The organism is Salipiger sp. PrR002, from assembly GCF_010500775.1.
Taxonomy (GTDB): domain Bacteria; phylum Pseudomonadota; class Alphaproteobacteria; order Rhodobacterales; family Rhodobacteraceae; genus Salipiger.
Genome location: NZ_JAAGOU010000005.1, coordinates 155,301 through 181,052, shown reverse-complemented (window position 1 = coordinate 181,052; position 25,752 = coordinate 155,301). Strand labels below are relative to the sequence as shown.

General features: G+C 65.4%; 26 protein-coding genes. 10 read left to right on the top strand and 16 right to left on the bottom strand.

All coding sequences use genetic code 11. The features are described 5' to 3' along the window. Positions 1-51: 51 nt before the first annotated feature. Both serA and G0A00_RS07420 read right to left on the bottom strand, forming a co-directional pair. Positions 52-1,647, bottom strand: coding sequence for a phosphoglycerate dehydrogenase (serA, locus tag G0A00_RS07425; protein ID WP_164180101.1), 1,596 nt, complete (start codon positions 1,645-1,647; stop codon positions 52-54). Positions 1,648-1,732: 85 nt separating this feature from the next. Next, on the bottom strand, positions 1,733-2,887 hold the full coding sequence (locus tag G0A00_RS07420; protein WP_164180099.1) for a phosphoserine transaminase: 1,155 nt from the start codon (positions 2,885-2,887) through the stop codon (positions 1,733-1,735). Between the two features lie 356 nt (positions 2,888-3,243). Between G0A00_RS07420 and dgt the strand changes: the two genes are divergently transcribed. Further along, positions 3,244-4,587: a dGTP triphosphohydrolase gene (gene dgt / locus G0A00_RS07415; RefSeq protein ID WP_164180097.1), complete on the top strand. Its 1,344-nt coding sequence runs from the start codon at positions 3,244-3,246 to the stop codon at positions 4,585-4,587. Positions 4,588-4,709: 122 nt separating this feature from the next. Further along, a complete protein-coding gene (locus tag G0A00_RS07410) occupies positions 4,710-5,048 on the top strand; it encodes a DUF2794 domain-containing protein (RefSeq protein WP_164180095.1) in 339 nt (112 codons plus the stop codon). Between the two features lie 20 nt (positions 5,049-5,068). Here G0A00_RS07410 and speB read toward each other — a convergent pair whose 3' ends face one another. From speB to G0A00_RS07390, 4 genes are all read right to left on the bottom strand, one after another. Next, positions 5,069-6,031 carry an agmatinase gene (gene speB, locus G0A00_RS07405; protein WP_164180093.1) on the bottom strand — a complete coding sequence of 321 codons (963 nt, stop codon included), beginning with the start codon at positions 6,029-6,031 and terminating at the stop codon, positions 5,069-5,071. Then, positions 6,028-6,864, bottom strand: coding sequence for a C40 family peptidase (locus G0A00_RS07400; protein WP_164180091.1), 837 nt, complete (start codon positions 6,862-6,864; stop codon positions 6,028-6,030). The genes speB and G0A00_RS07400 overlap by 4 nt, the downstream gene beginning before the upstream one ends. Positions 6,865-6,875: 11 nt before the next feature. Further along, positions 6,876-8,258 (bottom strand): M17 family metallopeptidase, encoded by a 1,383-nt coding sequence (locus G0A00_RS07395; protein WP_164180089.1) that lies wholly within the window; start codon positions 8,256-8,258, stop codon positions 6,876-6,878. A 221-nt stretch (positions 8,259-8,479) separates the two neighbouring features. Further along, positions 8,480-8,860, bottom strand: coding sequence for a hypothetical protein (locus G0A00_RS07390; protein ID WP_164180087.1), 381 nt, complete (start codon positions 8,858-8,860; stop codon positions 8,480-8,482). 147 nt (positions 8,861-9,007) lie between these two features. On the opposite strand from G0A00_RS07390, the gene G0A00_RS07385 reads away from it, so the two are divergent. Further along, entirely contained in the window at positions 9,008-9,655 is a 648-nt protein-coding gene (locus tag G0A00_RS07385; RefSeq protein ID WP_066103837.1) for a carbonic anhydrase, read from the top strand. A 37-nt stretch (positions 9,656-9,692) separates the two neighbouring features. Here the strand turns inward: G0A00_RS07385 and G0A00_RS07380 are convergent, their stop codons facing one another. The 3 genes from G0A00_RS07380 to G0A00_RS07370 form a co-directional block, all read right to left on the bottom strand. Next, positions 9,693-10,121 carry a hypothetical protein gene (locus G0A00_RS07380; protein ID WP_235952960.1) on the bottom strand — a complete coding sequence of 143 codons (429 nt, stop codon included), beginning with the start codon at positions 10,119-10,121 and terminating at the stop codon, positions 9,693-9,695. A 385-nt stretch (positions 10,122-10,506) separates the two neighbouring features. Next, on the bottom strand, positions 10,507-10,650 hold the full coding sequence (locus tag G0A00_RS07375; RefSeq protein WP_157374027.1) for a hypothetical protein: 144 nt from the start codon (positions 10,648-10,650) through the stop codon (positions 10,507-10,509). Between the two features lie 256 nt (positions 10,651-10,906). Then, a complete protein-coding gene (locus tag G0A00_RS07370) occupies positions 10,907-11,929 on the bottom strand; it encodes an aspartate-semialdehyde dehydrogenase (RefSeq protein WP_164180085.1) in 1,023 nt (340 codons plus the stop codon). Positions 11,930-12,391: 462 nt separating this feature from the next. On the opposite strand from G0A00_RS07370, the gene G0A00_RS07365 reads away from it, so the two are divergent. After that, positions 12,392-14,248, top strand: coding sequence for a nucleoside-diphosphate sugar epimerase/dehydratase (locus G0A00_RS07365; protein ID WP_164180083.1), 1,857 nt, complete (start codon positions 12,392-12,394; stop codon positions 14,246-14,248). 115 nt (positions 14,249-14,363) lie between these two features. On the opposite strand, the gene G0A00_RS07360 is transcribed toward G0A00_RS07365, so the two are convergent. After that, positions 14,364-15,206: a TIGR00730 family Rossman fold protein gene (locus tag G0A00_RS07360; protein WP_066103832.1), complete on the bottom strand. Its 843-nt coding sequence runs from the start codon at positions 15,204-15,206 to the stop codon at positions 14,364-14,366. A 73-nt stretch (positions 15,207-15,279) separates the two neighbouring features. Here G0A00_RS07360 and G0A00_RS07355 point away from each other — a divergent pair, with 73 nt between their 5' ends. Then, complete coding sequence (locus tag G0A00_RS07355) at positions 15,280-16,197, top strand: threonine/serine dehydratase (protein WP_164180081.1); 918 nt, start codon at positions 15,280-15,282, stop codon at positions 16,195-16,197. A 154-nt stretch (positions 16,198-16,351) separates the two neighbouring features. Here G0A00_RS07355 and G0A00_RS07350 read toward each other — a convergent pair whose 3' ends face one another. The 4 genes from G0A00_RS07350 to G0A00_RS07335 all read right to left on the bottom strand — a co-directional run bounded on the left by G0A00_RS07350 (position 16,352) and on the right by G0A00_RS07335 (position 19,345). After that, complete coding sequence (locus tag G0A00_RS07350) at positions 16,352-17,923, bottom strand: GMC family oxidoreductase (RefSeq protein WP_164180079.1); 1,572 nt, start codon at positions 17,921-17,923, stop codon at positions 16,352-16,354. A gap of 15 nt (positions 17,924-17,938) precedes the next feature. Next, on the bottom strand, positions 17,939-18,475 hold the full coding sequence (locus G0A00_RS07345) for a Twin-arginine translocation pathway signal (protein WP_164180077.1): 537 nt from the start codon (positions 18,473-18,475) through the stop codon (positions 17,939-17,941). 68 nt (positions 18,476-18,543) lie between these two features. Next, entirely contained in the window at positions 18,544-18,939 is a 396-nt protein-coding gene (locus G0A00_RS07340; RefSeq protein WP_164180075.1) for a VOC family protein, read from the bottom strand. A 112-nt stretch (positions 18,940-19,051) separates the two neighbouring features. After that, positions 19,052-19,345 carry a ribbon-helix-helix domain-containing protein gene (locus G0A00_RS07335; RefSeq protein ID WP_164180073.1) on the bottom strand — a complete coding sequence of 98 codons (294 nt, stop codon included), beginning with the start codon at positions 19,343-19,345 and terminating at the stop codon, positions 19,052-19,054. A gap of 256 nt (positions 19,346-19,601) precedes the next feature. On the opposite strand from G0A00_RS07335, the gene dapD reads away from it, so the two are divergent. From dapD to G0A00_RS07320, 3 genes are all read left to right on the top strand, one after another. Further along, positions 19,602-20,426, top strand: a complete 825-nt coding sequence (gene dapD / locus G0A00_RS07330) for a 2,3,4,5-tetrahydropyridine-2,6-dicarboxylate N-succinyltransferase (RefSeq protein WP_066103821.1) — start codon at positions 19,602-19,604, stop codon at positions 20,424-20,426. Positions 20,427-20,592: 166 nt separating this feature from the next. Beyond that, positions 20,593-20,835: a GlsB/YeaQ/YmgE family stress response membrane protein gene (locus tag G0A00_RS07325; protein ID WP_066103819.1), complete on the top strand. Its 243-nt coding sequence runs from the start codon at positions 20,593-20,595 to the stop codon at positions 20,833-20,835. A gap of 4 nt (positions 20,836-20,839) precedes the next feature. Next, entirely contained in the window at positions 20,840-21,871 is a 1,032-nt protein-coding gene (locus G0A00_RS07320) for a sodium:calcium antiporter (RefSeq protein WP_164180071.1), read from the top strand. A gap of 47 nt (positions 21,872-21,918) precedes the next feature. Here G0A00_RS07320 and G0A00_RS07315 read toward each other — a convergent pair whose 3' ends face one another. Beyond that, positions 21,919-22,302: a VOC family protein gene (locus G0A00_RS07315; RefSeq protein ID WP_235952959.1), complete on the bottom strand. Its 384-nt coding sequence runs from the start codon at positions 22,300-22,302 to the stop codon at positions 21,919-21,921. Positions 22,303-22,510: 208 nt separating this feature from the next. Between G0A00_RS07315 and G0A00_RS07310 the strand changes: the two genes are divergently transcribed. Next, positions 22,511-22,858: a hypothetical protein gene (locus G0A00_RS07310; protein ID WP_066103815.1), complete on the top strand. Its 348-nt coding sequence runs from the start codon at positions 22,511-22,513 to the stop codon at positions 22,856-22,858. Between the two features lie 6 nt (positions 22,859-22,864). Here G0A00_RS07310 and ade read toward each other — a convergent pair whose 3' ends face one another. Continuing rightward, a complete protein-coding gene (ade, locus tag G0A00_RS07305) occupies positions 22,865-24,562 on the bottom strand; it encodes an adenine deaminase (RefSeq protein ID WP_164180069.1) in 1,698 nt (565 codons plus the stop codon). Positions 24,563-24,700: 138 nt separating this feature from the next. On the opposite strand from ade, the gene G0A00_RS07300 reads away from it, so the two are divergent. Next, entirely contained in the window at positions 24,701-25,621 is a 921-nt protein-coding gene (locus G0A00_RS07300) for a choline ABC transporter substrate-binding protein (protein WP_164180067.1), read from the top strand. The last annotated feature ends 131 nt before the right edge of the window (positions 25,622-25,752 follow it).

Below are 25,752 nucleotides of genomic sequence, written 5' to 3'. Positions count from 1 at the left end.
GCGCCCCTTTCTCTTCTGTCCCTGTCGTCGCTTCGGCCTTTGGCCTTCTTATCAGGCGACGTCGAATTCCAGCGGCTTGACCTGCTGGAAGAGGCCGGTGTCGCGCAGCGCGGTGACCACGTCGTCACCGATCTCTTCGTCGAGATAGGCGATGGCGATGGCTTCGCCGCCAGCGGTCGAGCGGCCCAGCGTGAAGTTCGCGAGGTTGACCTTGTGGTCGCCCAGCATCGAGCCCAGCTTGCCGATAATGCCCGGCACGTCTTCGTTGGTGGTGTAGAGCATGTGCTCGCCCACCTCGGCCTCGATGTTGATGCCCTTGATCTGGATGAAGCGCGGCTTGCCATCCGAGAACACGGTGCCCGCGATCGAACGCTCACGCTTCTCGGTCACCACGGTCACCTTGATGTAGCCCTCGAACGCGCCCGACTGTTCCTGATTGGTGGTCGAGATCTGGATGCCGCGCTCGCGCGCGATCACCGGGGCCGAGACCATGTTCACCTCGGGCGAGATGGTCTTCATGATGCCAGCGATCAGCGAGCAGTTCAGCGCCTCGAGGTTCATCTCGGCAACCGCCCCGTCATAGAGGATGTTGATCGCGGTGATCGCTTCGTCGGTCATCTGGCCGATGAAGTTGCCGAGATGGCCAGCCAGTTTGATCCACGGGCCCATGACCTTGGCTTCCTCGGCGGTCACCGACGGCATGTTGAGCGCGTTCGATACGGCACCGGTCAGCAGGTAGTCGGCCATCTGCTCGGCAACCTGCAGCGCCACGTTCTCCTGCGCTTCGGTCGTCGAGGCGCCGAGGTGCGGGGTGCAGACCACATTGGGCAGACCGAAGAGCACGTTTTCCTTGGCGGGTTCCACGGCGAACACGTCGAAGGCGGCGCCAGCCACGTGACCGGACTTCAGCAGCTCGGCCAGCGCTTCCTCGTCGACGAGGCCGCCACGGGCACAGTTGATGATCCGCACACCCTTCTTGGTCTTCGCGAGGTTCTCACGGCCAAGGATGTTGCGGGTCTGGTCGGTCAGCGGCACGTGCAGCGTGATGAAGTCGGCGCGGGCGAGCAGCTCGTCCAGCTCGACCTTCTCAACGCCCATCTTGTCGGCCTTCTCTTGGCCGAGGAAGGGGTCATAGGCCACGACCTTCATCTTCAGACCGCGGGCACGGTCGCAGACGATGCCGCCGATGTTGCCAGCGCCGATCACGCCAAGGGTCTTGCCGGTCAGCTCGACGCCCATGAACTTCGACTTTTCCCACTTGCCGGCATGGGTCGAGGCCGAGGCCTCCGGCAGCTGGCGGGCGACGGCGAACATCATGGCGATGGCGTGCTCGGCGGTGGTGATCATGTTGCCGAAGGGGGTGTTCATCACGATGACACCCTTTTTCGACGCGGCTTCCTTGTCGATGTTGTCGGTGCCGATGCCGGCACGGCCGACGACCTTGAGGTTGGTCGCCTTCTCGAGGATCGACGGGGTCACCTTGGTGGCCGAGCGGATGGCGAGACCATCATAGTTGCCGATCACTTCGGCCAGCGCGTCCTTGTCCTTGCCGAGCTCGGGGCGGAAGTCGACCTCGATGCCGCGATCGCGGAAGATCTGAACGGCGGCGTCGGAAAGCTTGTCGGAGATGAGAACCTTGGGAGCCATTTCAGCGGTCCTTTCGGGGAAATCTGGATGCAGGGAAAGACGGGACCGCCGCGCGCGGTCCCGCATTTTGCTCAAAAAGTGCGGATCAGGCCGTTTCTGCCTGTGCTTCGATCTCGGTCTCGAAGGCCCATTCGAGCCACAGCGTCAGCGCTTCGATGTCGGCGCTTTCGACCGTGGCACCGCACCAGATACGCAAGCCCGCCGGGGCATCGCGATAGGCGCCGATGTCATAGGCGACATGATAGGTCTCGAGCTTCTTGGCCACCGCCTTGGCGAAAGCCGCGCCGTCCTTGATCCGGTCGTCGGTGAACTTCAGGCAGACCGAGGTATTCGAACGGGTCGCAGCATCCTCGGCGAGGTTGGCGAGCCAGTCGTGACGGTCGCAGAAGTCCCACAGCACCTTGGCGTTGGTGGTGGCGCGTTCCTGCAGCTTCTTCAGGCCGCCGATCTTGCGCGCCCAGTCCAGCGCGACGAGGTAATCCTCGACCGCCAGCATCGACGGTGTGTTGATCGTCTCGCCGACGAAAATGCCCTCGATCAGCTTGCCGCCCTTGGTCATGCGGAAGATTTTCGGCATCGGCCATGCGGGGGTGTAGGTCTCGAGGCGCTCGACAGCGCGCGGGCTCAGCACGAGGATACCGTGGGCCGCTTCGCCGCCCATCACCTTCTGCCAAGAGAAGGTGGTGACATCGAGCTTCTCCCAGGGCAGGTCCTGCGCGAAAGCCGCCGAGGTCGCGTCGCAGATGGTCAGGCCATCGCGGTCCGCGGGGATCGCGTCGCCGTTCGGCACGCGCACACCGGAGGTGGTGCCGTTCCAGGTGAAGACGACGTCATTGTTGAAGTCGACGGTGGCGAGATCGACGATCTGGCCGTAATCGGCGGTCTTCACTTCGGCGTCGATTTTCAGCTGTTTGACCACATCGGTCACCCAGCCAGCGCCGAAGGATTCCCACGCCAGCATCTCTGCCTTGCGTGCGCCCAGCAGCGACCACATGGCCATTTCCATGGCGCCGGTGTCCGAGGCGGGCACGATGCCGATCTTATAGTCGGCGGGAATTCCGAGGATCTCGCGGGTGCCTTCGATGGCAGCCTTCAGCTTGTCCTTGCCGACCTTGGCACGGTGCGAACGACCGAGCGCGGCATCGGACAGCATGTCCAGCGAGAAATGGGGGATCTTGGCACAGGGGCCGGAAGAAAAGCGCGGGTTTGCCGGCCGCGCGGACGGTTGGGGTCTAGCCATGATGTCTCTAACCTTACAGATAGTCGCCCTTCGTTGGGGAAGGGTGTCCCACCGCCGCATTTATGCGAGGGCGCGGATTCGGGCAAGACGGGAAATGCATCCATTACGTCGCTTTTTGGTGATTGCTTACGCGGGCTGGAGCGGATCGGAAACTTTTGGATCCGGATGGGCCTCGTCCGGGGGTTTTTAGGGGGTTTTTCTGGGGGCTCTTCAGGGGGCTCTGCCCCCGGCCGCGGCGCGGCCTCCCCCGGGATATTTGTGCCAAGAGGAAGATGGGACAGCGCCCTTTCCCCGGCCCCTGCCCTCGGCTAGGTCTTTGCCGGACCCGACGCGCCTAACACGAAGAGGACAGAGCGATGCAGTGGAGCGACCTTCTTTGTGCCGAACGGCTGAGCGATCCGAAATATGCCGAAGGGCGCAACCGGTCGATCTTTGTGCAGGACCATGACCGCATCGTGTTTTCCGCACCGTTCCGGCGGCTGGCCAACAAGACGCAGGTGCATCCGCTCTATGAGAACGACCACATCCACCACCGGCTGATTCACTCGGTCGAGGTGGGCAGCGTCGGGCGCTCTCTGGCGATGCACATCGGGCACTGGCTGATCGAACAGGGCGAGATCGGCCCGCATGAGGACCACAGCCTCGCCAATGTGGTGCAGGCCGCCTGCGCCGCGCATGACATCGGCAACCCGCCCTTCGGCCATTCCGGCGAGGCCTCGATCGGGGATTGGTTCGCCGAGCGCTTCGACGCAGGCGGCGGGCTCTGCGGCGCGCTCGACAGCGGGCTGCGGGACGAGTTTGCCGCCTTCGAGGGCAATGCGCAGGGCTTTCGGATCATCACCCGGCTGGAGATGTACCGCAGCGCCGGCGGCATGCGGCTGTCGAAGGCGGTGCTCGGGGCTTTCATGAAGTATCCCGCCACCGCAGCGACCCGCGCCGCGCTGCCGGCAGAGACCCGCAAGACCTATGCCGGGCTGAAGAAATTTGGTGTCTTCGCCGCCGAAGAGGCGCTCTTTGCCGAGGTGGCGCAGGGCTGCGGCCTGCCCGAGGAAGAGATCGCGGGCGGTCGCTGGTGGCGCCGCCACCCGCTGGTCTTCGTCGTCGAGGCCGCCGATGACATCTGCTACAACATCGTCGATCTCGAGGACGCCTATACCTCTGGCGATCTGCCCTATGACGTGGTGCGCGATCTGCTTGAGGATCTGGCGGGACGGCCCAACCGCGACACCGCCGGGCTGACCCGCACCGAACATATCGCGCTGCTGCGCTCGCTGGCCATCGGGCGGGCCATCGACGCCTGCGTCGCGGCCTTCTGCGGCAACTACCCGGCGATCATGGCGGGCAGCTTTTCCGACTCGCTGATTGGCGCCTCGACCTGCGCGGGCAGTTTCGCGCGTATCGAGGATATGGCGCATGAGCGCATCTTCACCTCGCGGCGCAAGACCGAGCTGGAGATCTCGGGTCGGCAGGTGATCCGCAACGTGCTGGACGGGGTGCTGCCGGTCTATGAGGCGCTGGCGGCGGCGGGATGGGAGGCCGAGGCGCTGAAGGCCCATCCGGCGCAGATCGCCCGCGCCCTCTCGCTCGACCTGCGCGACATCGACGGGCCGGAGCCTGCGCTGCACGCGCTGGCAGATTTCGTCTCGGGGATGACCGACCGCTATGCGCTGTCGGTGTCGCGGATGCTCTCGGGCACCTGACGGAGCGCCGCCCTCGGCGGAACGCCACTTGCCCGCGATATTTGTCGCAGCGCAAAGCTCATAACCCCGTGAGGTGCACGGGGGATCTTGATTTGTGACCACATCAGGCGCAGCTTTGGGATATGAACAGCCTGACACCTTTTCCGGGACGCGGCAGCGATGTTGTTGCCTTCCACCGGACCGAGCTGAACGTCATCCTCTCTCTCTACGGCCGCATGGTGGCGGCCGGTGAATGGCGTGACTATGGCATCTCTTCGCTGCGCGAGGTGGCGGTGTTTTCCGTCTTCCGCCGCACTGCCGAAAACCCGCTCTACCGCATCGAGAAACGCCCCAAGCTGCGCAATCGGCAGGGGGAATATGCGGTGATCTCGATGGAGGGGCAGGTGCTCAAACGCGGGCATGATCTGAAGACAGTGCTGCGGGTGCTCGAGCGCAAGCTGATCCGCGCGGTCGATGACTGACCGCGCGGCGCTTTGTGGTATCAGGCGCTCTTGCCGACCATGGCGCAAAGCAATTCGAACATGATCGTCACGCCGAGGAAGGCGGTGCCGCCGGTGCTGTCGAAGGGCGGCGAGACTTCCACGAGGTCGGCGCCCGCGATGTTCAGCCCCATCAGTTCGCGCACCACCTGCAGCGCCTGATAGGAGTTCGGACCGCCGATCTCGGGCGTGCCGGTGCCGGGGGCGAAGGCGGGGTCGACGAAGTCGATGTCGTAGCTGACATAGGTCGGCTCCATGCCCACGATCTCGCGCGCTTCTGCCATGACGTCTTCGACGCCGCGGGCGTGGAACTCCTCGATCGGGATGATGCGGATGCCCACCGCCTTGGCGAAATCGCGGTCTTCGTGGTCGTACATCGGGCCGCGGATGCCGATCTGCACCACACGCTTCGGGTCGAGCAGACCCTCCTCGACCGCACGGCGGAAGGGTGTGCCGTGGGTGAATTTGAACCCGCCGAAATAGCTGTCCCAAAGGTCCGTATGGCTGTCGAAATGCACCATGCCGAGCGGCTTTGCCTTGCCGAGCGCGCGCAGCACCGGGAGCGAGCAGAGGTGGTCTCCGCCGCCCGTGAGGGGCCGAACGCCCGCCGCGACGATCTTGTCGTAGAAGGCGGTGATGCGCGCCATGCTGTCCTGAATGTCAGCGGGGTTCGGGCCGACGTCGCCGAGATCGGCGCAGGCGGCGGCCTCGAAGGGGCGCACGCCGGTGTGGCCATGTTCGGCGCGGATCATCGTCGAGGCGTCGCGCAGCTGGCGCGGGCCGTGGCGCGGACCGGGGCGGTTGGTGGTGCCACTGTCCCACGGCACGCCGACGAGGCCGATCTCGACCTCTGAAAAGCGCGCGTGATCCGGCTGCACCAGCGGCAGGCGCATGAATGTGGGAATCCCGGCAAAGCGCGGCAGGTCCATGCCAGAGACGGGGTGGAAGAATGGATCACTGGTCATGAGAGGACTCCTGTCAGGCGGGCGTGGCGGGTGACGGGGCCGTCGCCCTGAGCTTCAATGCGGGCCACTGCCTCGGCCAAGGGCTCGAAGGCGACAGCCATGTGAAAGGCGTTGGCGTGCAGCAGCGTGTCGGCATCGGCGACCCAAGCCACATGGCCCTTCCAGAACAGCAGATCGCCGCGCTTGGGCGGGGTGCCGGGGGCGAGCGTCTCGCCCAGACCCTTTTCCTGCATGTCGCTGTCGCCGGGGCAGGCCATGTCGCAGGCGCGCAGCCCGGCCTGCACCAGCCCCGAGCAATCGATCCCCATCGCCGAATTGCCGCCCCAGAGGTAGGGCGTGCCGAGAAGGCGCTCCGAGACCGCCACCGGGTCGGGCTCGGGCCGCGCCAGCGGCAGCAGGTGGCCTGCGGGAACAAAGCCCGCTTCGGTTTTCAAGAAGCGCCCCTCCTCGCCGCTGACCTGAAGCTGCGCGCCGAGACTAAGGAACGCCTGATCCGCGGTTTTCATATTGGGTTCGAGATAGGCATGGGTGGCGCGCGTGGCGACGCGGTGGGTCGGCGTGGTCACCGGCGCCAGCGCCTCTTCCGAGACGAACCCGACATAGCCGTCGGCCTGCGCCTGCACGAAAGCCCAGCCCTCGTAGCGCTCATAGACGATCAGCGCGGCGCCATAGACAAGCTGTCGATCACGCGCGCCGCCGGGGGTGCGCAGAAGGTCGGTCACCGGGGCGCTCACCGAGGCAGGCGCGCCTTCGGTGAAATGCTGCGCCTCGACCTCGCCCTGCAGATGGGCGGCGGCGACACGGCCATTCGAGGGGGTAAGCCGGGGATCCATCGCGCCGTCCATCACAGGCCCAGCACCTGCGGCAGCGCCGCGAGGATCGCCCGCGGTCCCTGCAGCGCGCCGCCCTTGGGCCGCGCCGGGGCCGCGCCGGGGTTCCAGCCGTAGATGTCGAAATGCGCATAAGGCGTCTTGGTCACGAAGCGGCGCAGGAAGAGCGCCGCGGTGATCGAGCCCGCCATGCCGCCCGCGGGCGCGTTGTCGAGATCGGCGATGCCGGGCTCGATCTTGTCCTCATAGGGCTCCCAGAAGGGCATGCGCCAGACCGGGTCCGCCGCCGGCCCGCTGGCCGCGGTCAGCGCACCGGCAAAGCCTTCGTCGTCGGTGTAGAACGGCGCGAGGTCCGGCCCCACGGCCACCCGCGCCGCGCCGGTCAGCGTCGCCATCGACAGGATGAAATCGGGCTTTTCCTCATCCGCCAGCGCCAGCGCGTCGGCCAGCACCAACCGTCCCTCGGCATCGGTGTTGTTGATCTCGACGGTCAGCCCCTTGCGCGAGGTGAGGATGTCCTGCGGGCGGAAGGCATTGCCGCTGACCGAGTTCTCGACCGCCGGGATCAGCACGCGCAGCTGCACCTTCAGCCCCAGCGCCATGATCATCCGCGCCAGACCCAGCACATTGGCCGCGCCGCCCATATCCTTCTTCATCAGCCCCATGGAGCTGCCCGGCTTGAGGTTGAGCCCGCCGGTGTCGAAACAGACGCCCTTGCCGACCAGCGTAAGCCGCGGCCCCTCGCTGCCCCAGTGCATGTCGATCAGGCGCGGCGCGCGCGGGCTGGCACGGCCCACCGCATGGATCATCGGGAAGTTGTTCTCGAGCAGCGCGGCGCCGGTGGTCACCTCGATGGCGGCATCAAAGTCACCCGCCAGCGCGCGGGCGGCGGCCTCAAGCTCCTCGGGGCCCATGTCCGAGGCGGGGGTGTTGATCAGATCGCGGGTCAGCGCCTCGGAGGCGGCGAGCACCTCGATCTTGGCCGCATCCACGCCCTCGGGCGCCATCAGCCCCGGCATCACCGGCGCCTCGCCTGCGTAACGGGTGAAACGGTAGCCCGCGAGCAGCCAGCCAAGCGCCTCTTCCTCGGCGGCCTCTGCGGGCAGCCCCGAGGCGATGCGGTAGGTTCCGCGGGCCAGCCGCCCGAGACCGGCGGCAAGCGCGAAGCGGCTGCGGCGACGGCGGGCGGCAGAGCCATAGCCGATCAGCGCCGCAGCGGGCGCGCCGCCCTCACCGGGAATCATCACGGCGTTTCCGATTTCACCGGCAAAGCCGCTGGCCGTCACCCAAGTGCGCACAGCGTCCGGCTGCCCGTCGAGCCAGCCCTCAAGCGCCTCGGTTTCTATCACGTGGAGCGGCAGGGCATCGGCGTCGGCGGGAGCGAAAGTCAGGGTCATAGGAGCCTCTTGGTCGGTTTGGCCAGAGCCTAGCCGAGCCAGCGGCACCCGCAAGGGGGCCAAGCGGAGCCGTGAAGAGCGCCTTATACTTTGTCAGTCACGCGGCATACTTCGTCAGTCACCCGGCATATTTTCTAAGCCACCCAACGCCCACCTGAGCAGCCTCCTTTGTGTGAGTCCCAAAGCGCCCGGCCATCTCACCCGCGGCGGTGTGCGGCGGGTCAGATCGACTGATCCTCCATGTCCCATATGGCATAGAGCGAGCGTTCGCCCATCCGCCCCAGCCGCGCCAGAGTGGCCGCCAGCGCCACCCGGTCACCATCATCGAGACATTGCACCACGTCGCAGGAAATGCGGGCGGTGGCCTGCATCCCGATGAATCGGGCGATCTCGCCCAACTCGCAGGTCTGGCTGCGCATCTCGGGCCAGCGACACTGCTGGTGCAGCCGGTCGAGATGCCCCAGCCTGTAGGCCAGTTCCTCCACCGCGCGGCACAAGGCGTTCTCCGCCTCCTGAGGCCCGAGGTGGGTGAAGAGCGCTTCGAGTCGTTCGGGATCAAGCCCGGCCCGCTCGATGGGCGCGAGTACAGAGACATGGTTCACCGCCTCATCCTCTTCTCCGCGCCCCCACGGGCCATGGTTCTAGCCCGTCCAAGTTCCCAAAAGGTTAGACCGCGGTGTTTCTTCTCTCGAATTCCGCGATAATCCCGCGTATTCCAGCGAAGGCTTCAAGTTGCTTGGAGGATCGAGATGCACAACGCCAAACCGCTACCCGCCTACCTGGTCCAGAGATTCCAGGGCTGGAAGGCGACCAGCTACGCCGAGAATTCCGCCTGGTACCGACGCCTCGCGTCCGAGGGTCAGCACCCCCGCGCGATGGTGATCTCCTGCTGTGACAGCCGCGTGCATGTCACCTCGATCTTCGGCGCGGACACCGGCGAGTTTTTCATTCACCGCAACATCGCCAACCTCGTGCCCGCCTATCAGCCCGACGGGCTGCAGCACGGCACCTCGGCGGCGGTGGAATATGCGGTCACCGCGCTGAAAGTGGCGCATGTGATCGTGATGGGGCACTCCAGCTGCGGCGGCGTTCAGGGCTGTCTCGACATGTGTTCGGGCAAGGCACCTCAGCTCGAAGAAAAGTCGAGCTTCGTCGGTCGCTGGATGGACATCCTGCGCCCCGGCTATGATCGCGTGGTCAAGCGCAAGCCCGAGAACATGGCCCGCGCGCTGGAAAAGGAATCGGTGCTCGTCTCGCTCGAGAACCTGATGACCTTCCCCTTCGTGCGTCAGGCCGTCGAAGCGCAAGACCTGTCGATCCACGGCCTCTGGCACGACATCGGCAGCGGCTCGATCGAATGCTACGATCCGAAGGCCGGCGGCTACGTTCAGGTCTGAGGGCGCTGCCCTCAGCGCCTCCCAGAATACCCCACGGTCAGCCCTGAAGCTGCGCGCTCTGCCCATCGCGGCTGAGGCGCAGCGCCGGGCGGCCAAGCCGCAGCGCCAACGCGCGCAGCGGCGCCCCAAGGCTTCGGCCCGTACAGACCTCTGCGCCACTGTCGAGGCGGCTGAGGATCATACGGCCAGACCGGAACCCCAGCCCGAATCCCTTGCTTCGCAGCCGCGACACCAGATCGGGCCAGCTGCAGGCACCCTCGATCTGCGGCAGCACCACCATGCGCAGCAGCGCGGCGGTCTCGCAGTCGGGATCCTGAGGCAGGCTTTCTTGCAGGCTTTCCGGCAGCGCATCTGCGGCAAGCGCGATCTCTTCGCGCCCTCCGGGCGTCAGGAAAACGGTTGTGCTTGAAACGGTGGCGTCAAGAAATGGTCCGGAAAATGCTCCGGTGCGATCATCACTATCCATTGCTCAAATCTCGTCGATACTGAAAAGACTCTCATCATAGCATGAATTTGCAGAGTCGCGGCGTGCAATCCATGGCGCGGGGGTCACGTATTCCGGACAGTGCCGCGCTCGACGCACGTGACGGACGCCCAAAGGACCAGCGGGGCGCGCGATCACCCGACCGCACGCCCCGCTCTCTTACTGGCACCACACAAGGTCCGGCCTTCACCGGAGACCCCCGCGTCTTTGCCGGCACTCAAAACAACACAGCCAGCACAACTCAACGCGACACGAGGGTCGATGGGGGCTCGAAACTCCCCGCCCCCGGGGGATAACTGGCCTCTGGAAAACGCGATCACGGATCGCCGAGGCGGCACTGGTGACGAAAACCTTTGTTCGGGCCCGCTCAGGACGGCAGGCGGAAGTTGTTCAGCAGCCGCGTCATCAGCTTGGGCATCGGTCGGTCCCGCCGGCTCAGCAGAGACAGGTCGCGGGCGGCAACGGCTACGATGCGGCGGCCCCGGGCGATGTCTGCGAGATCAATGGTCATGTCGGCACTCCTTTGGTTGGTTGCGCCTTCTGGCGGGTGCGGCGGGTGACCGTCGCTGTTGATGTCTCTTTTCTACCAAGCCGCGAGTTTCCCGCCCATCCTGACGGCGGAGTAGGTGCCGTTCCCAGTGGGCGAGGCGCACCTATCCCAAAGGATGGGGTGCGATCCGAATTTCTGACAAAACTCTAAAAAACATAGTAAAAACCCGCCCCTAGAGGGGGCGGGCTTTAAGAAGTCATTAAGGATTTTACGGCGTTCAGCCCTTCTTGAGCACTTTCTGCCCAAGCACCTCTGCAATCTGCACGGCATTGAGAGCCGCGCCCTTGCGCAGGTTGTCCGACACGCACCACAGGTTCAGACCGTTTTCGATGGTCGGGTCCTGACGGATACGGCTGATGAAGGTCGCGAAATCGCCGACACATTCCTTGGGAGTGATGTAGCCGCCGTCTTCGCGCTTATCGACGACCATGATGCCCGGCGCTTCGCGCAGGATGTCACGGGCTTCGTCTTCGTCGAGGAAGTCCTCGAACTCGATGTTGATCGCTTCCGAGTGGCCCACGAAGACCGGCACGCGCACGCAGGTCGCGGTCAGCTTGATCGACGGATCGACGATCTTCTTGGTCTCGGCGACCATCTTCCACTCTTCCTTGGTCGAGCCGTCTTCCATGAAGACGTCGATGTGCGGAATGACGTTGAAGGCGATTTCCTTGGGGTACTTCTTCGGCGGCACCTCGGAGACCGGGTTGTAGACCGATTTGGTCTGCTCCCAGAGTTCGTCCATACCTTCTTTGCCCGAGCCCGAAACCGACTGATAGGTCGACACGACGACGCGCTTGATCTTGGCGCGGTCGTGCAGCGGCTTCAGCGCCACGACCATCTGCGCGGTCGAGCAGTTCGGGTTGGCGATGATGTTCTTCTTGGAATAGCCGTGCACCGCGTCGGCGTTCACTTCCGGGACGATCAGCGGAACGTCCGGGTCGTAGCGGTAGAGCGAGCTGTTGTCGATCACGACGCAGCCCGCAGCTGCGGCCTTCGGTGCGAATTCTTTCGTCGGACCCGAGCCCACGGCAAACAGCGCCATGTCCCAGCCGGTGAAGTCGAAAGTGGCGAGATCCTGGGTTTTGAGTGTCTTGTCGCCAAAGCTCACCTCGGTGCCGAGGGATTTTCGCGACGCGAGTACCGCGATTTCGTCGACCGGGAATTCGCGTTCGGCGAGGATGTTCAGCATTTCGCGGCCCACGTTCCCCGTGGCGCCGACAACAACGACCTTGTAGCCCATGGTTCTGGCTCTCCTTCCTAAGTGCTGCGCGCGGGCGGATCCCGCGCTGCAAGCTGGCGCGCGTCTTACCGCATGCCACCTATATGCGGAAGGGCTGTTTTCCAGTGGAAGAGGCGCCGAAACCGGCGTGCGCTGCGAAAAAACCACGCATTCGCCCTCCTTCGCCCCGAATGTAATGAATTCGAAGGGTTTCCCTTCACGGATGATGATTTTCGTGGCATTGGGCAGGGGTTCGCCGGGGTTTTCCGCTCTTCTGCATGGCATTCCCCTTAGGGCACTTGTCCAATGTTTAGGCAAGTGAGTAGAACATAAACGTATTTGAAGACCATTTGGGCAGATCGAGCCATGCGGCGAGCGGAAAAGAGGCAGCAGATTTCAGGGCGGCCATCGGGAATCGCCAGATTTCTCCCAAGACTGAAGCTTCGCAGATCGCGCGCGCGCTTCTACAAATCTGTGATCAGCATGCCGCGCCTGCAGAAGCAGCTGATCTTTCTTGTGCTCGACATGCTTATGGTCGGCATCGCCATGGCGGCAGCGCTTCTGCTCAACGCCACGGTCCGCAGCGATCTTCCCGACGCGACACAGCTCGTTCCGCTGGTCGCCCTGATGATCGTCGCTGGCGGCGCAATCTCTTGGCGCCTGCAACTGCCGAGGATCAAGCTCAACGCCTTCGAGACCCGCGGCATCACCCGCACCGCGCTCTTCTCGGTCCTGACCGGCATCGCCGCCGTTGTCCTCGATGCCGCCTTTGGAACGCCTATCAAGGCGGCGGTCTATCTCAACCTCGTGCTGCTGCTGATGGTGCTCAGCGCCACCTGGCGGATCGCCCTGCGCCATGTGACCATCGGGCTCTACCGTCGCAGCAACCGGCGCATGCGGGTGCTGATCTACGGCGCGGGCCAGACCGGCCAGCAATTGGTCGCCGCGCTGCGCCATGATGATGCCATCGAACCGGTCTGCTTCGTCGACGACAACCCCACGCTGCAATCGCTGGTGGTCTCTGGCCTGCGCGTCCATGCGCCTTCCTCCATCAAACACCTGATCGAGACCAAGGTGATCGACCGCGTCGTGCTGGCGATGCCCTCGATCCGCCAGCCGGAGCTTGCCCGCATCGCCCACCGCCTGCGCAGCATCGGCTGCGAGGTGCACGCGCTGCCGTCCTTTGCCGAACTGGTCGGCGAAGGCGAACTGCGCAAGCGCGTCTCGCCGGTCTCGCTTGACGATCTTCTCGGTCGCGGCCGGCTCGAAAGCGAGCTTCCGGGCGTCAGCCACGCCTACTCCGGACGCCGCATCCTGATCACCGGCGCCGGTGGCTCGATCGGCTCGGAGCTGTGCCGCCAATTGCTGGGCTGCAAGCCCGAGTGCATCGTCGCCCTCGATCACTCCGAACTGGCGCTCTACAACATCGACAAAGAACTGCGCGATCTCTCCGAGGGGCTCAACATCACCCCCGTGCTCGGCTCGGTGATGGATGACACGCTGATCGCCGAAGTGCTGCGCGACTACCGGATCGATGTGGTGCTCCACGCCGCCGCCTACAAGCATCTGCCGCTGGTCGAGAGCAATGTCATCGCTGGCATGCGCAACAACGTGCTGGGCACCAAGATCGTCGCCGAGGCCGCGCGTGAAGCCGGTGTCGAGCGGTTCATCCTCGTCTCCTCCGACAAGGCCGTGCGCCCGACCAACGTCATGGGCGCGTCGAAACGCCTAGCCGAGCTTATCGTGCAGGATCTCGCCACCCGGTCCAGCGAGACCCGTTTCTCGATGGTCCGCTTCGGCAATGTGCTGGGCTCGTCGGGCTCGGTCATCCCGCTCTTCGAAGAGCAGATTGCCCGGGGCGGTCCGGTCACCCTCACTGACCGCCGGGTGACGCGCTACTTCATGACCATCTCCGAAGCCGCCCGCCTCGTGCTGCTGGCCGGGTCCTTCTCGCGCGGCGGCGACGTCTTCGTGCTCGACATGGGCAAACCGGTGCCGATCCACAAGCTGGCGCGCCAGATGATCGAAGGCGCGGGCTATTCGGTGAAGGACGACAAGAACCCCGACGGCGACATCGAGATCGAGGTCACCGGCCTGCGCAAGGGCGAGAAGCTGCACGAAGAGCTGCTGATCTCCACCGATATGCTGACCACCCCGCACCACAAGATCCTGCGCGCGCAAGAGAGCTACCTGTCCGAGTTCGAGATCGCCACCGCGATGAAGGACCTGCGGCAGGCCGTGGCAGAGCGCGACGAAATTCTTGCCCGCGAGATCATCGCCCGCTGGGTCGAGCATGGAGAAAAGCCCGCGGCCAAAGCCGATGAGGCAAAGTCGCTCTGACGCCGCAGCCGACCCGGACAGCCATACCACCAACGCAAAAGAGGGGCCGCGCAAGCGCCGCCCCTCTTTCCTTTTCTAGCGCCAGTTCTTCCGCCTGCCGCCCGCAGGCGCGGTGTCAGCGCCCCGGGATATCCTCACGCGGCGGTGCCGGATCCCATTCCTCGATCAGATGCGCGGCCTCATCGGCGCTCTCCACGAAGCGGAAGAGGTCGAGGTCCTCGGGGCTGATCGTGCCCGCCTCCTTCAGCGCCTCCCAATTGATGATGCCGTCCCAGAACTCCCGACCGAACAGCAGGATCGGAACCCGCTGCATGCGCCCGGTCTGGATCAGGGTCAGCGTCTCGAACATCTCGTCCAGCGTGCCGAAGCCGCCCGGAAAGACGCAGATCGCCCGCGCGCGCATCAGGAAATGCATCTTGCGGATCGCGAAGTAATGGAAGTTGAAGCACAGGTTCGGCGTCACATATTCGTTCGGCGCCTGCTCGTGCGGCAGCACGATGTTCAGCCCGATCGACACGCCGCCCGCTTCCTCGGCGCCGCGGTTGCCTGCTTCCATCACACCCGGACCGCCGCCGGTGGTGACCACGAACTCACGGTTGCCGCTGGCGACGGATTTGCGCGTCATGGCCTGCGCGAACAGCCGCGCTTCTTCATAGAATCGCGACAGGTCCGCCAGCGTCTTGGTGCGCGCCTTGTCCTTGTCGGCAGGGGCCGGAATGCGCGCGCCGCCGAACAGCACGACGGTGCTGTCGATCTGGCGCTCGTCCAGTTCCAACTGCGGTTTCAGAAGTTCCAGCTGCAGCCGCACCGGGCGCAGCTCTTCCCGGCACAGGAAGGCCTCGTCGGCGAAGGCGAGGCGATAGGACGGGGCGCGGGTCTGCGGCGTGTCCGGGATCGCCTCGGCGGTTTTCCGGTCGTGGCCCGCATCGCGAAAGATGGAATGGCGTTCGTCGTTCATTGTCGGCCGTCCTTGTTCTGCTCAGACTCCGAATATAGCGTGCCCGGCGGCAAGGGCAGCAAAGGAATTGAAAATGGACTGGAAAGCCGAGATCGCCACCGCCGCAGAGCGCATTGATGCCCATGTGCAGCGCACACCGCTGATGCAAAGCGCCGTGCTGTGGGACCATCCGGTCGAGCTCAAGCTCGAACACATGCAGCATACCGGCAGTTTCAAGGCGCGCGGCGCCTTCAACACGCTGCTCTCGGGTGATGTGCCCGCCGCTGGCGTGGTCGCCGCCTCGGGCGGGAATCACGGGGCCGCCGTGGCCTATGCGGCAACGCGGCTCGGCCACCGCGCGCAGATCTTCGTCCCCGAAATCGCCGGTCCCGCCAAGATCGCCCTCATTGAGCGCACCGGCGCGGCGCTGACCGTGGTGCCCGGCGAATATGCCAACGCCCTCGAGCAGGCCCGCGCCTATGAGGCCGAAACCGGCGCCATGCAGATCCACGCCTATGACGCCCCCGCGACCGTCGCCGGTCAGGGCACGATGATGCGCGAATGGGAGCAGCAGGGGCTAAAGGCCGACACCGTGCTGATCGCGGTGGGCGGCGGCGGGCTGATCGCCGGGGCGCTGGCGTGGCTGCAGGGCGCGCGCCGCATCGTCGCCGTCGAGCCGGACAGCGCCCGCACGCTTGCCGCCGCGCTCGACGCTGGCGCACCGGTGGATGTCGAGGCTTCGGGCGTGGCCGCCAACGCGCTCGGCGCGCGCCGCATCGGCGATATCTGCCTTGGGCTGGCGCAGCAGCATCTCGCCCGCAGCCTCACCGTCAGCGACGACGCGATCACCGAAGCGCAGCACTGCCTGTGGCAAAGCCATCGCCTGCTGGTCGAGCCCGCTGGCGCAACCGCCCTCGCCGCCCTGCGCTCGGGCGCCTATCGCCCCGATCCGGGCGAGCGTGTGGCGGTCCTGCTCTGCGGCGGCAACATCGCCCCCGACCCCTTCGGCTGACGCACGCCATACCGCGCCCGCACCTTCCTCTTGGCAAAAATATCCCGGGGGAGGCCGCCGCAGGCGGGCGGGGGCAGCGCCCCCCCTCCCCTTCCACAAAACAAAAAAGGGGCGCCGCAAAGCGCGGCGCCCCCAAACCCTGCTCAGGCAGAGATCAGATGTTCTGCGCCGACATCTCGCGCGCGATGTGATCCGCCTGCCGGATGGCCAGCGCCACGATGGTCAACGTCGGGTTCTCCGACGCCCCTGTGGTGAACTGCGAGCCGTCCGAGATGAAGAGGTTCGGCACGTCGTGGCTCTGCCCGTGCTTGTTGACCACCCCGTCGCGGGGGTTTTCCGACATGCGGTTGGTGCCGAGATTATGCGTCGACGGATAGGGCGGCGTCGGCAGGGTTCGGGTCGCGCCCACCGCCTCATAGATCGCCTTGGCGCGCCCATAGGCGTGGTTGCGCATGGCGATATCGTTGGGGTGATCGCTGAAGTTCACATTGGCCACCGGCAGGTCGAACTGGTCCTTCAGGTCATGGTTCAGCGTCACCCGGTTGGTCTCCTGCGGCATATCCTCGCCGACGATCCACAGCCCGGCCATGTTCTCGTAGGCATCCAGCGCCGTGGTGAACTCGCGCCCCCATGCGCCGGGATCGAGGAAGGCCGCCATGAACGGCAGACCCAGCGACAGCGTCTCCATCTCGTAGCCGCCGACGAAGCCGCGCGACGGATCGTGCTTGGCCTCATCCTGCACGATCCCGGCCATGGTGGTGCCACGCCACATGCGCACCGGCTTGTCGAAGATCGCGTAAACAGACCCGGTGGTGTGCCGCATGTAGTTGCGCCCCACTTGCCCCGAGCTGTTGCCCAGCCCGTCAGGGAACATCGACGAGGCCGAGTTCAGCAGCAGCCGCGGGCTCTCGAAGGAATTGCCCGCGACGCAGACGATCCGCGCCTTCTGCATCTGCAGGTTGCCATCCTTGTCGTAATACTCGACGCCGGTGGCCTTGCCGCTGTCGTCATGCAGGATGCGCGCCACATGGGCATGGTCGCGCACCTCGAGGTTGCCGGTCGCCTCACCGCGCGGAATGTCGGTATAGGCCGCCGACCATTTGGCCCCCCATTTGCAGCCCTGAAAACAAAAGCCGGTCTGCTGGCAGGCCATGCGGTCGTCGTAATCGGCGGAGTTGATCGCCATCCGCCCGGTGTGCACTTCCTCATAGCCCAGAGCCTTCGCCCCGGCCTCGAGCACCTTGTAGTTGTTGTTGCCGGGCAACCCCTCGCGCCCGCCGGTGCGGGTGACGCCCAGCTTGTCCTCGGCCTTGGCGTACCACGGCTCCATCTCGGCGGCGTCGATCGGCCAGTCGAGCAGGTTTGCGCCCTGCACATCGCCATAGGTGGTCTTGGCCTTCCACTCATGCTCTTGGAACCGCAGCGAGGCGCCCGCCCAGTGGATCGAGGTGCCGCCGACCGCTTTCACGATCCACGCAGGCAGCCCCGAGAAATCCTTCGCCACCCGCCAGTCGCCGCTGGTCGAGCGCGCATCGGTCCATGCCAGTTGGCCGAAGCTCTCCCATTCGTCGTTGATGTAGTCCTCGGGCAGGTAGCGCCCGCCCGCTTCCAGCGCCACGACGCTCACGCCCTTCTGCGCAAGCTCGTTCGCCAGCACACCGCCGCCAGCGCCGGTGCCGATGATCACGACGACGCTGTCGTCATTCATGTCGAAAGGTGCAGCCATGTCTCGATCCTCCCCTCAGAGCCACGCAATGTCGTCAAAGCCGCGGTTGATGTAACCGCCCTGCGAGTAGCTCTCGCCCTCGTAGCCAAAGATCGGCCAGACGGCTTTTTGGTTGTAGAGCCCGGTGACCAGCCCGCCGCGCACCTGCTGGAAGAAGGCGCTCTCCTCCATGCCGCGCAGGATGTCGACGCGGTCGCGCTCCCAGCCGGTATCGAGATAGCTGTCAAAGCCTTTGCCCTGCGCCGCGGCATCCAGCGCGGCGATGCCAGCGGTGATGCCTTCGGCGGCCTCGGGGCTGTCATAGCCTTTCACCGCGATCACGTAGTTCTCGTCGGGGATCTTGTCATGCGGGTAGATGTCCCGCGCCATCTGCACCAGCGTCGCGAAGACGCGGGCATCAAGGCTGGTGGTCTCGGCCGCCCATGCCGCGTCGGGCGCGGCGACAAAGCCCGCCCCCACGACAAAGGACGCCCCCGCCGCGCTGGCGCGCGACAGCAGCTGGCGCCGGGTAAGACCCCGATTGGGGCTCCGGTGGCTTGCAGTGATCGTCATGTGGTCTCCTCCCATCAATATCCCGGCGGCGGGGCTCCTCTTCCCCTTCCGCCGGACCTGTCATTGCCTCATTTGAAACGTCCGCTCCGCTCCAGAACCTCGATCTGGTAGCCGTCGGGATCCGCCACAAAGAAGAAGCGGGCCACGATCTCGCCTGCGGGGGCGAACTCGACGAGCTTGCGCGGGGCCAGCCCCTCGGCTTCGAAGCGCGCGTGTTCCGCGTCGAGATCGTCGACCGAGACGGCGAAATGGCCGTAGCCGTCGCCAAGGTCATAGGGCTCGGCCCGGTCCTTGTTGACGGTCAGCTCAAGCTCGAAGCCGCTCTCGGAATTGCTCAGGTAGATCAGCGTGAAGTCGGGAAAGTCGAGCCGGTCGGCGACTTTCAGGCCAAAGGCCTTGTCGTAGAACTCCAGCGAGCGCGCCTCATTGAGCACGCGGATCATGCTGTGGATGGCTTTGGCCAAGGGATGCTCCTCGTCTTGTCTTTCGGATCCGTGTTGAACCCAAGTCTAGACGAGAGGCGCAGGGGGGCGGGTAGTAACGACGTACTACCCGGCGCACCGGCAGATCAGGCGCTCATTCGGCGGCCAGCAGGGGCGCGGCGGGCGCCGCCTTGCTTTCAAGGAACACGAGGCAGGCGCAGCGCAGCAGCGAGGTGAAATTCGACGGCTCGCCGCGCTGTTCCAGAACCTCGGAATGCAGCTTCGACACGAAGGCGGGCGTGGTCACCCCTTCGCCCTCGGCGATCTCGTCGAGAATGGCCCAGAACGAGTTCTCCAGCCGGATGCTGGTGCTCTGGCCGTTCAGCCGCAGACGGCGCGTGGTGGTCGCGTAGCGCTCCGGCTCCTGACCGGCAAAGACCTGACACATGGCGATATCCTTCCCTGTTCGGGCGGCCTTCGCGCAGCGCGCCGGCCGCTCAAGTCTTATGGTGCCGGACACGATAGCCCAAAGCGGCGCGCGGATATAGCACCCAATGGTCGGCATTGCGGCGCGGCCCGTGCGCCACCCCAAAGGCAATCCAAGGCGGCATGCGGGGCGGCATCCGGGGCGCGGCCAAAGCCTCCATTGTCGCCGGGGCAAGCGCCCGTTATAGGGCTGTAAACCCGAGTGACAGGAGATGCACATGTCCAACGCCCAGCTCGAAGCTGCCATCGAAGCCGCCTGGGAGGCGCGCGACACCATCACGTCCGCCACCACTGGCGAGACCCGCGACGCCATCGAAGACACGCTCAACGCGCTCGATTCGGGCGAACTGCGCGTCGCCGAGAAGGTCGACGGCGAATGGGTCGTGAACCAATGGGCCAAGAAGGCCGTGCTTCTGGGCTTCCGCATCAAGGACATGGAGCAGCATGACGGCGGCCCGCAGGCCGGCGGCTGGTGGGACAAGGTCGACAGCAAGTTCAAAGGCTGGGGCGACAACCAGTGGAAGGCCGCAGGCTTCCGCGCCGTGCCCAACTGCGTCGTCCGCAAGTCCGCCTACATCGCCCCCGGCGTGGTGCTGATGCCCTCCTTCGTCAACATCGGCGCCTATGTCGACAGCGGCACCATGGTCGACACATGGGCCACCGTCGGCTCCTGCGCGCAGATCGGCAAGAACGTGCACCTGTCGGGCGGCGTCGGCATCGGCGGCGTGCTCGAGCCGCTGCAGGCGGACCCGGTGATCATCGAGGACAACTGCTTCATCGGTGCCCGTTCGGAAGTGGTCGAAGGCGTGCGCGTCCGCGAGGGCTCGGTGATCGGCATGGGCGTCTTCCTCGGCCAGTCGACCAAGATCGTCGACCGCGAGACCGGCGAAGTCATGTACGGCGAAGTGCCGCCCTACTCGGTGGTCGTCGCGGGCTCCATGCCTTCGAAGAACGGCGTCAGCCTCTATTGCGCGGTGATCGTGAAGCGCGTCGACGAGCGCACCCGCTCGAAGACCGGCATCAACGAGTTGCTGCGCGACTGATCGCGCTGGGGTTTCGGCCCGCGCAAGGTATCGGAAAAGGGGCGCATCCAGCGCCCCTTTTTCTTTGTCGGCCCTGCGTAGACCTGCGCGCTGCGCCTCTTGTGAGGAACCATCGCCCGCCCAAGGCGTTCACTCTGCGTCAAGAATTTATTCAGGGGTATACGCTATGGGTCTCGGCCTTATCGCTTCCATCATCGTCGGCGGACTCGCCGGCTGGATCGCTTCCATGATCATGAAGGCCGACACCGGCATTCTGACCAACATCATCCTCGGCATCATCGGTGCCGTGGTTCTCAACCTCATCCTCTCGCTGGTCGGCATCTATGCCGCGAACACGTGGATCCCGCAGCTGATCGTCGGCATCATAGGCGCCAGCCTGCTGATCTGGGGCTATCGCAAGCTGCGCTGACCCGGTGATCTCCGAACTTTCCCTCCCGCTTCTGCTGGCGGTCTTCGCCGTCGCCGGTGCCATCGTCGTGGCCGTCTCTGTGCGTGCCACCACGCTGGCCGACGTCATCGCCGACCGCACCAAGATGGGGGAGGCAATGGCCGGCGGGCTGCTGCTCGGCGGCGCGACCTCGCTTTCGGGCGTGGTCGTTTCGGTCAGCGGCGCCGCCGATGGCGACGCCAGCTTCGCCATTTCCAACGCCGTGGGCGGCATCGCCGCGCAGACGCTGTTCCTCGCGATCGCCGACCTGCTGCACCGCCGCGCCAACCTCGAACATGCCGCCGCCGAGCCCGCCAATCTCTTTCAGGCGGTGATGCTCATGCTGCTGCTCACCTTGCCGCTGGCCGCCGCCGCAGGGCCCGAGTTCACCATCTGGCAGATCCACCCCGTCTCGGTGATCATGTTCGCGGCCTATGTCGCGGGGGTGCGGCTGTCTGCCTCTGTGCGCGAGCAGCCCATGTGGCAGCCGGTGGAGACGCCCGACACCCGCCATGACGAGCCCGATGAAGAGAACGACCCGCATGCCCCGGTGATGCGCCCGGCGCTGATCTTCGCCGCTCTGGTGGCGGTGATGGGGCTCTGCGGCTGGGTCATCAGCCAAGTCGGCAGCACCTTCATCACCCGCTTCGGCCTCGGCTCCAGCCTCGTCGGCGCGCTGATCACCGCCGTCGTCACCTCGCTGCCCGAACTGATCACCACGCTCGTCGCCGTGCGCCGCGGGGCGCTGCAGCTGGCCGTGGGCGGGATCATCGGCGGCAACACCTTCGACACGCTTTTCATGGTGTTCTCGGATGTCGCCTATCGCGACGGGTCGATCTACCACGCCATGGGCCAGACCGATCTCTACTGGCTGGCCACCGGCCTTATCATGACCGCCATCCTGCTTGGCGGGCTGATCCTGCGCCAGCGCGAGGGGCCTGCCCGCATCGGCATCGAGAGCGTGCTGCTGATGGCGATCTACGGCTGCGCCGTTGCGGTCGCGGTGATCGCCCCCTGAGCCGCAGCGCTTGACGGTCCGAGCCCGCGCCGCTGGCAGGGACAGGATCAGCGGTAGGCTGAGAAATCGTGATGAACCGCTTCGATGTTGCAGCCGTCAGGATCGAGCACAAACGCGCCGTAATATCCGGCATGATACTCGGGACGCAGCCCCGGCTTTCCGTTGTCGCGGCCACCAGCCTCAAGCGCGGCGGCGTAGAAGCGGTCAACAACCTCGGGCGAGGCCGCGGTGAACGCAATATGGATACTGCCGCGAACGGGTTCGCCTGCGCCGATCCAGAAGAATGGTTTGAAATCGGTCCCAAACCCAACGTGGCTCGGGGTGCCGTCCCCATCATCCCCTCGTGCCATAAGCTGCGTGATCCCCAGCGGCGCAAGCGCATGGCGATAGAATGACAGCGAACGCGCCATGTCAGAGACAGCGATGCTCATGTGATCCAGCATGTGCGGACGGTGACAGATTCGAGCCACGATTAGAAGGTGCTATGAGGCGCCCGCGATGTGCGAAGATTGCCGCAGTGCCCCTGCCCCGGTCCCCGCGCCTTCGCGGCGACGCCTAGCGCGGGGCAAAGATGCCCCCGCTTGACATGTCCCTGCCGCTTGCGCATTGCGGGCGGCAGGCATCGCGGAGCGAAAGAACATGGGCAAGAAACCGTCGAAACAGCAGGTCTACACGCTTCTGGTCGAGGTCGGCCGCAAGGATGGCGACGGGCTCCCCAAGGGCGCAACCGGCGCCGGACTGCTGTGCTACGCCTCGGGCGTGGACGAGGCCGAGGCGGTGCGCGAGACCGTGGCGATCCTCAAGCAGGCCGACATGAACCCGCTCGACGTGACCGGCTACGGCACCGAGGAAGAGCGCAAGGCGCAGGGCATGGACATCGACGACAATGAGCGCGAGCTGATGGCCCGCGCGCTCGAGGAAAACTCGGTGATCGTCGCCCAGGTCACGCCGTTCTACGACGATGACGAGGACGACGACGAAGAGTGATCCCGCTCAGCCGGGGATGATCTCGAACTTCGTGACATCCACCATGCCGCGATCGGTGATCTTCAGCGCGGGGATCACCGGCAGCGCAAGGAAGGCCAGCTGCAGGAAGGGCTCTTCCAGCGTCACCCCCAGCGAGCGCGCCGCGGCGCGCAGCTCCACCAGCCGGTCGCGCACCTCTTCAAAGGGCAAGAGGCTCATCAGCCCCGCCACCGGCAGTGCCAGTTCGGCGAGGATTTTGCCCTCCGCCGCCACCACGAAACCACCCTCAATCTCGGCCAGTCGGTTCGACGCCACCGCCATATCGGCATAATCGGCCCCGACGCAGGCGATGTTGTGGTGATCGTGGCAGACCGTCGAGGCAATCGCCCCCTTCTGCAGCCCGAAGCCCCGCACAAAGCCCGTGGCGATATTGCCGTTCTTGCCGTGCCGCTCGACCACCGCGATGCGGATCAGATCGCGCGCCACGTCTGGTGCCTTGTCGCCGTTCTCGATCACGATGGTCTCATGCAGGTGATCGGTGAGGATCTGCCCCTCGCGGATGCCGATCACGTCGGTCTCCTCGCGGTTGGCGGTGGCGCGGAAGCTCTGCGCCGTCAGCTTCGGCGCGTGGACCGAAGAACGCCCCACCTCGGGGATCGTCTCGCGCGCCGCAAAAGCGGCGTCATCCACCACCACGCCGCCCGCCAGCACCATCTGCGCGTGGCATCCCTCGAGGCTGTCGATGGCGACGATATCCGCCCGCTTGCCCGGCGCGATCATGCCGCGATCCTTCAGACCAAAGGCCTCCGCCGCCGACAGCGACGCGGCGCGATAGGCGGCCAGAGGCGGCGTGCCCAGTTCGATCAGCGTGCGGATCATGTAGTCGAGATGCCCATGCTCGCCGATATCCAGCGGGTTCCGGTCGTCGGTGCAGAGGCACATATAGGGCGATGTCCGCTCGTTCAGCAGCGGCTGCAGCGCGTGCAGGTCTTTGCTCACCGAGCCCTCGCGGATCAGTACCCGCATCCCCTTCCGCAGCTTCTCCAGCGCCTCCTCGGCGCTCGTCGCCTCATGCTCGGTGCGGATGCCCGCCGCCACATAAGCGTTGAGATCGCGCCCCGAGAGCAGCGGACAATGCCCGTCGATGTGCCTGCCCTCGAAGAGCCGCAGCTTCTTCATCGCCTCGGGGTCGCGGAAGATCACGCCGGGGTAGTTCATGAACTCCGCCAGCCCGATGCCCGAAGGATGGCCCATCAGCTCGGCGATATCCTCGGCCAGCAGTTCCGCCCCGGCGGTCTCCATATGGGTCGAGGGCACGCAGGACGACAGCTGCACGCGGATATCCATGAGCGTATGCGCCGAGGCCTGCTGAAAATACCGGACCCCTGCCGCGCCGATCACATTGGCGATCTCATGCGGATCGCAGATCGCCGTAGTCACCCCGCGCGGCGTCACGCAGCGGTCGAACTCGAAGGGCGTGACCAGCGAGCTTTCGATGTGCAGATGCGTGTCGATGAACCCGGGCACGAGGATCGCGCCCTTCACGTCGATCTCGCGCGTGCCCTCGTAGCTCTCATAGACGCCGACGATGGTGTCGCCACAGATCGCCACATCCCCCGCGATCAACTCGCCGGTGATCAGATCGAGGATACGCCCGCCCTTCAGCACCAGTTCCGCCGCCGCGTCGCCGCGCCCCTGTGCAATCTTCGTCTCGAGCTCTGCCATGCCTGTCTCCGGGTCGTTGTTTGCGCCCACAGTGCCACAGCCCACACGGCAAAGGCGAGAGGGCTTGCCGCCTCATCCGGTTGCAAAAATCCAAGGATGCGCGCTTACTTGCGCCACAAAATCAACAGGGGAGCTACCATGACCATTTCCCGCCTCGCGCTGATTGCCGCGCTGGCCGCCGCAGGGACGGCTCAGGCCGATTGCGACAGCGTCACCTTCGCCGATGTCGGCTGGACCGACATCACCGCCACCACTGCCGCCACAACCGTGGTTCTGGGCGCGCTTGGCTATGACACCGACGTCAAAGTGCTCTCGGTGCCCGTCACCTATACTTCGATGGACCGTGGCGATGTGGATGTGTTCCTCGGCAACTGGATGCCCACGATGGAGGCCGACATCGCCCCCTACCGCGAGAAGGGCAGCGTCGAGACCCTGCGTGCCAATCTCGAAGGCGCAAAATACACGCTGGCCACCAATGCCGCCGGGGCCGCGCTCGGGATCAAGGATTTCGCCGACATCGCCGCCCATGCCGATGAGCTGGACGAGACCATCTACGGCATCGAGCCGGGCAATGACGGCAACCGGCTGATCCTCGACATGATCGAGGCCGACGCCTTCGGCCTCAAGGAGTTCGACGTCAAGGAAAGCTCTGAACAGGGCATGCTGGCGCAGGTCGGCCGCGCCTCGGGTCGCGACGAGCCGATCGTCTTCCTCGGCTGGGAGCCGCATCCGATGAACGCCAATTACGAGCTGACCTATCTGTCGGGTGGCGACGAGTGGTTCGGCCCCGATTTCGGCGGCGCGACGGTCTACACCAACACCCGCGCGGGCTATGCCCAAGAGTGCCCCAACGTAGGCAAGCTCTTGGAAAACCTTTCATTCTCTCTGGAAATGGAGAATGAGATCATGGGCGCGATCCTCAATGACGGCACCGATGCCGAGGAGGCTGCCACCGCATGGTTGCAGGCCAATCCGGGCGTTCTGGACGGCTGGCTCGACGGGGTGACCACGCTGGCCGGCGGCGACGCCAAAGAGGCTGTAACCGCCGCGCTGCAATAAGGCGCCCTGCCCTGTCCCCGCGGGGACAGGGCTTTTCCATTTCCGCTAAACTCCAAGACATTTTCTTCCGCGTTCTTCCTCGGCGTTCAGTAAACCTTCACCTAGCCCCCGTCAGATGGGCCGCGACTGCC

Excerpts from the sequence above, each read along its gene's own strand:
- serA (WP_164180101.1), bottom strand. The coding sequence starts at position 1,647 with ATGGCTCCCAAGGTTCTCATCTCCGACAAGCTTTCCGACGCCGCCGTT.
- G0A00_RS07420 (WP_164180099.1), bottom strand. The coding sequence starts at position 2,887 with ATGGCTAGACCCCAACCGTCCGCGCGGCCGGCAAACCCGCGCTTTTCT.
- dgt (WP_164180097.1), top strand. The coding sequence starts at position 3,244 with ATGCAGTGGAGCGACCTTCTTTGTGCCGAACGGCTGAGCGATCCGAAA.
- G0A00_RS07410 (WP_164180095.1), top strand. The coding sequence starts at position 4,710 with ATGAACAGCCTGACACCTTTTCCGGGACGCGGCAGCGATGTTGTTGCC.
- speB (WP_164180093.1), bottom strand. The coding sequence starts at position 6,031 with ATGACCAGTGATCCATTCTTCCACCCCGTCTCTGGCATGGACCTGCCG.
- G0A00_RS07400 (WP_164180091.1), bottom strand. The coding sequence starts at position 6,864 with ATGGATCCCCGGCTTACCCCCTCGAATGGCCGTGTCGCCGCCGCCCAT.
- G0A00_RS07395 (WP_164180089.1), bottom strand. The coding sequence starts at position 8,258 with ATGACCCTGACTTTCGCTCCCGCCGACGCCGATGCCCTGCCGCTCCAC.
- G0A00_RS07385 (WP_066103837.1), top strand. The coding sequence starts at position 9,008 with ATGCACAACGCCAAACCGCTACCCGCCTACCTGGTCCAGAGATTCCAG.
- G0A00_RS07380 (WP_235952960.1), bottom strand. The coding sequence starts at position 10,121 with ATGGATAGTGATGATCGCACCGGAGCATTTTCCGGACCATTTCTTGAC.
- G0A00_RS07375 (WP_157374027.1), bottom strand. The coding sequence starts at position 10,650 with ATGACCATTGATCTCGCAGACATCGCCCGGGGCCGCCGCATCGTAGCC.
- G0A00_RS07370 (WP_164180085.1), bottom strand. The coding sequence starts at position 11,929 with ATGGGCTACAAGGTCGTTGTTGTCGGCGCCACGGGGAACGTGGGCCGC.
- G0A00_RS07365 (WP_164180083.1), top strand. The coding sequence starts at position 12,392 with ATGCCGCGCCTGCAGAAGCAGCTGATCTTTCTTGTGCTCGACATGCTT.
- G0A00_RS07360 (WP_066103832.1), bottom strand. The coding sequence starts at position 15,206 with ATGAACGACGAACGCCATTCCATCTTTCGCGATGCGGGCCACGACCGG.
- G0A00_RS07355 (WP_164180081.1), top strand. The coding sequence starts at position 15,280 with ATGGACTGGAAAGCCGAGATCGCCACCGCCGCAGAGCGCATTGATGCC.
- G0A00_RS07350 (WP_164180079.1), bottom strand. The coding sequence starts at position 17,923 with ATGGCTGCACCTTTCGACATGAATGACGACAGCGTCGTCGTGATCATC.
- G0A00_RS07345 (WP_164180077.1), bottom strand. The coding sequence starts at position 18,475 with ATGACGATCACTGCAAGCCACCGGAGCCCCAATCGGGGTCTTACCCGG.
- G0A00_RS07335 (WP_164180073.1), bottom strand. The coding sequence starts at position 19,345 with ATGTGTCAGGTCTTTGCCGGTCAGGAGCCGGAGCGCTACGCGACCACC.
- dapD (WP_066103821.1), top strand. The coding sequence starts at position 19,602 with ATGTCCAACGCCCAGCTCGAAGCTGCCATCGAAGCCGCCTGGGAGGCG.
- G0A00_RS07325 (WP_066103819.1), top strand. The coding sequence starts at position 20,593 with ATGGGTCTCGGCCTTATCGCTTCCATCATCGTCGGCGGACTCGCCGGC.
- G0A00_RS07315 (WP_235952959.1), bottom strand. The coding sequence starts at position 22,302 with ATGAGCATCGCTGTCTCTGACATGGCGCGTTCGCTGTCATTCTATCGC.
- G0A00_RS07310 (WP_066103815.1), top strand. The coding sequence starts at position 22,511 with ATGGGCAAGAAACCGTCGAAACAGCAGGTCTACACGCTTCTGGTCGAG.
- ade (WP_164180069.1), bottom strand. The coding sequence starts at position 24,562 with ATGGCAGAGCTCGAGACGAAGATTGCACAGGGGCGCGGCGACGCGGCG.
- G0A00_RS07300 (WP_164180067.1), top strand. The coding sequence starts at position 24,701 with ATGACCATTTCCCGCCTCGCGCTGATTGCCGCGCTGGCCGCCGCAGGG.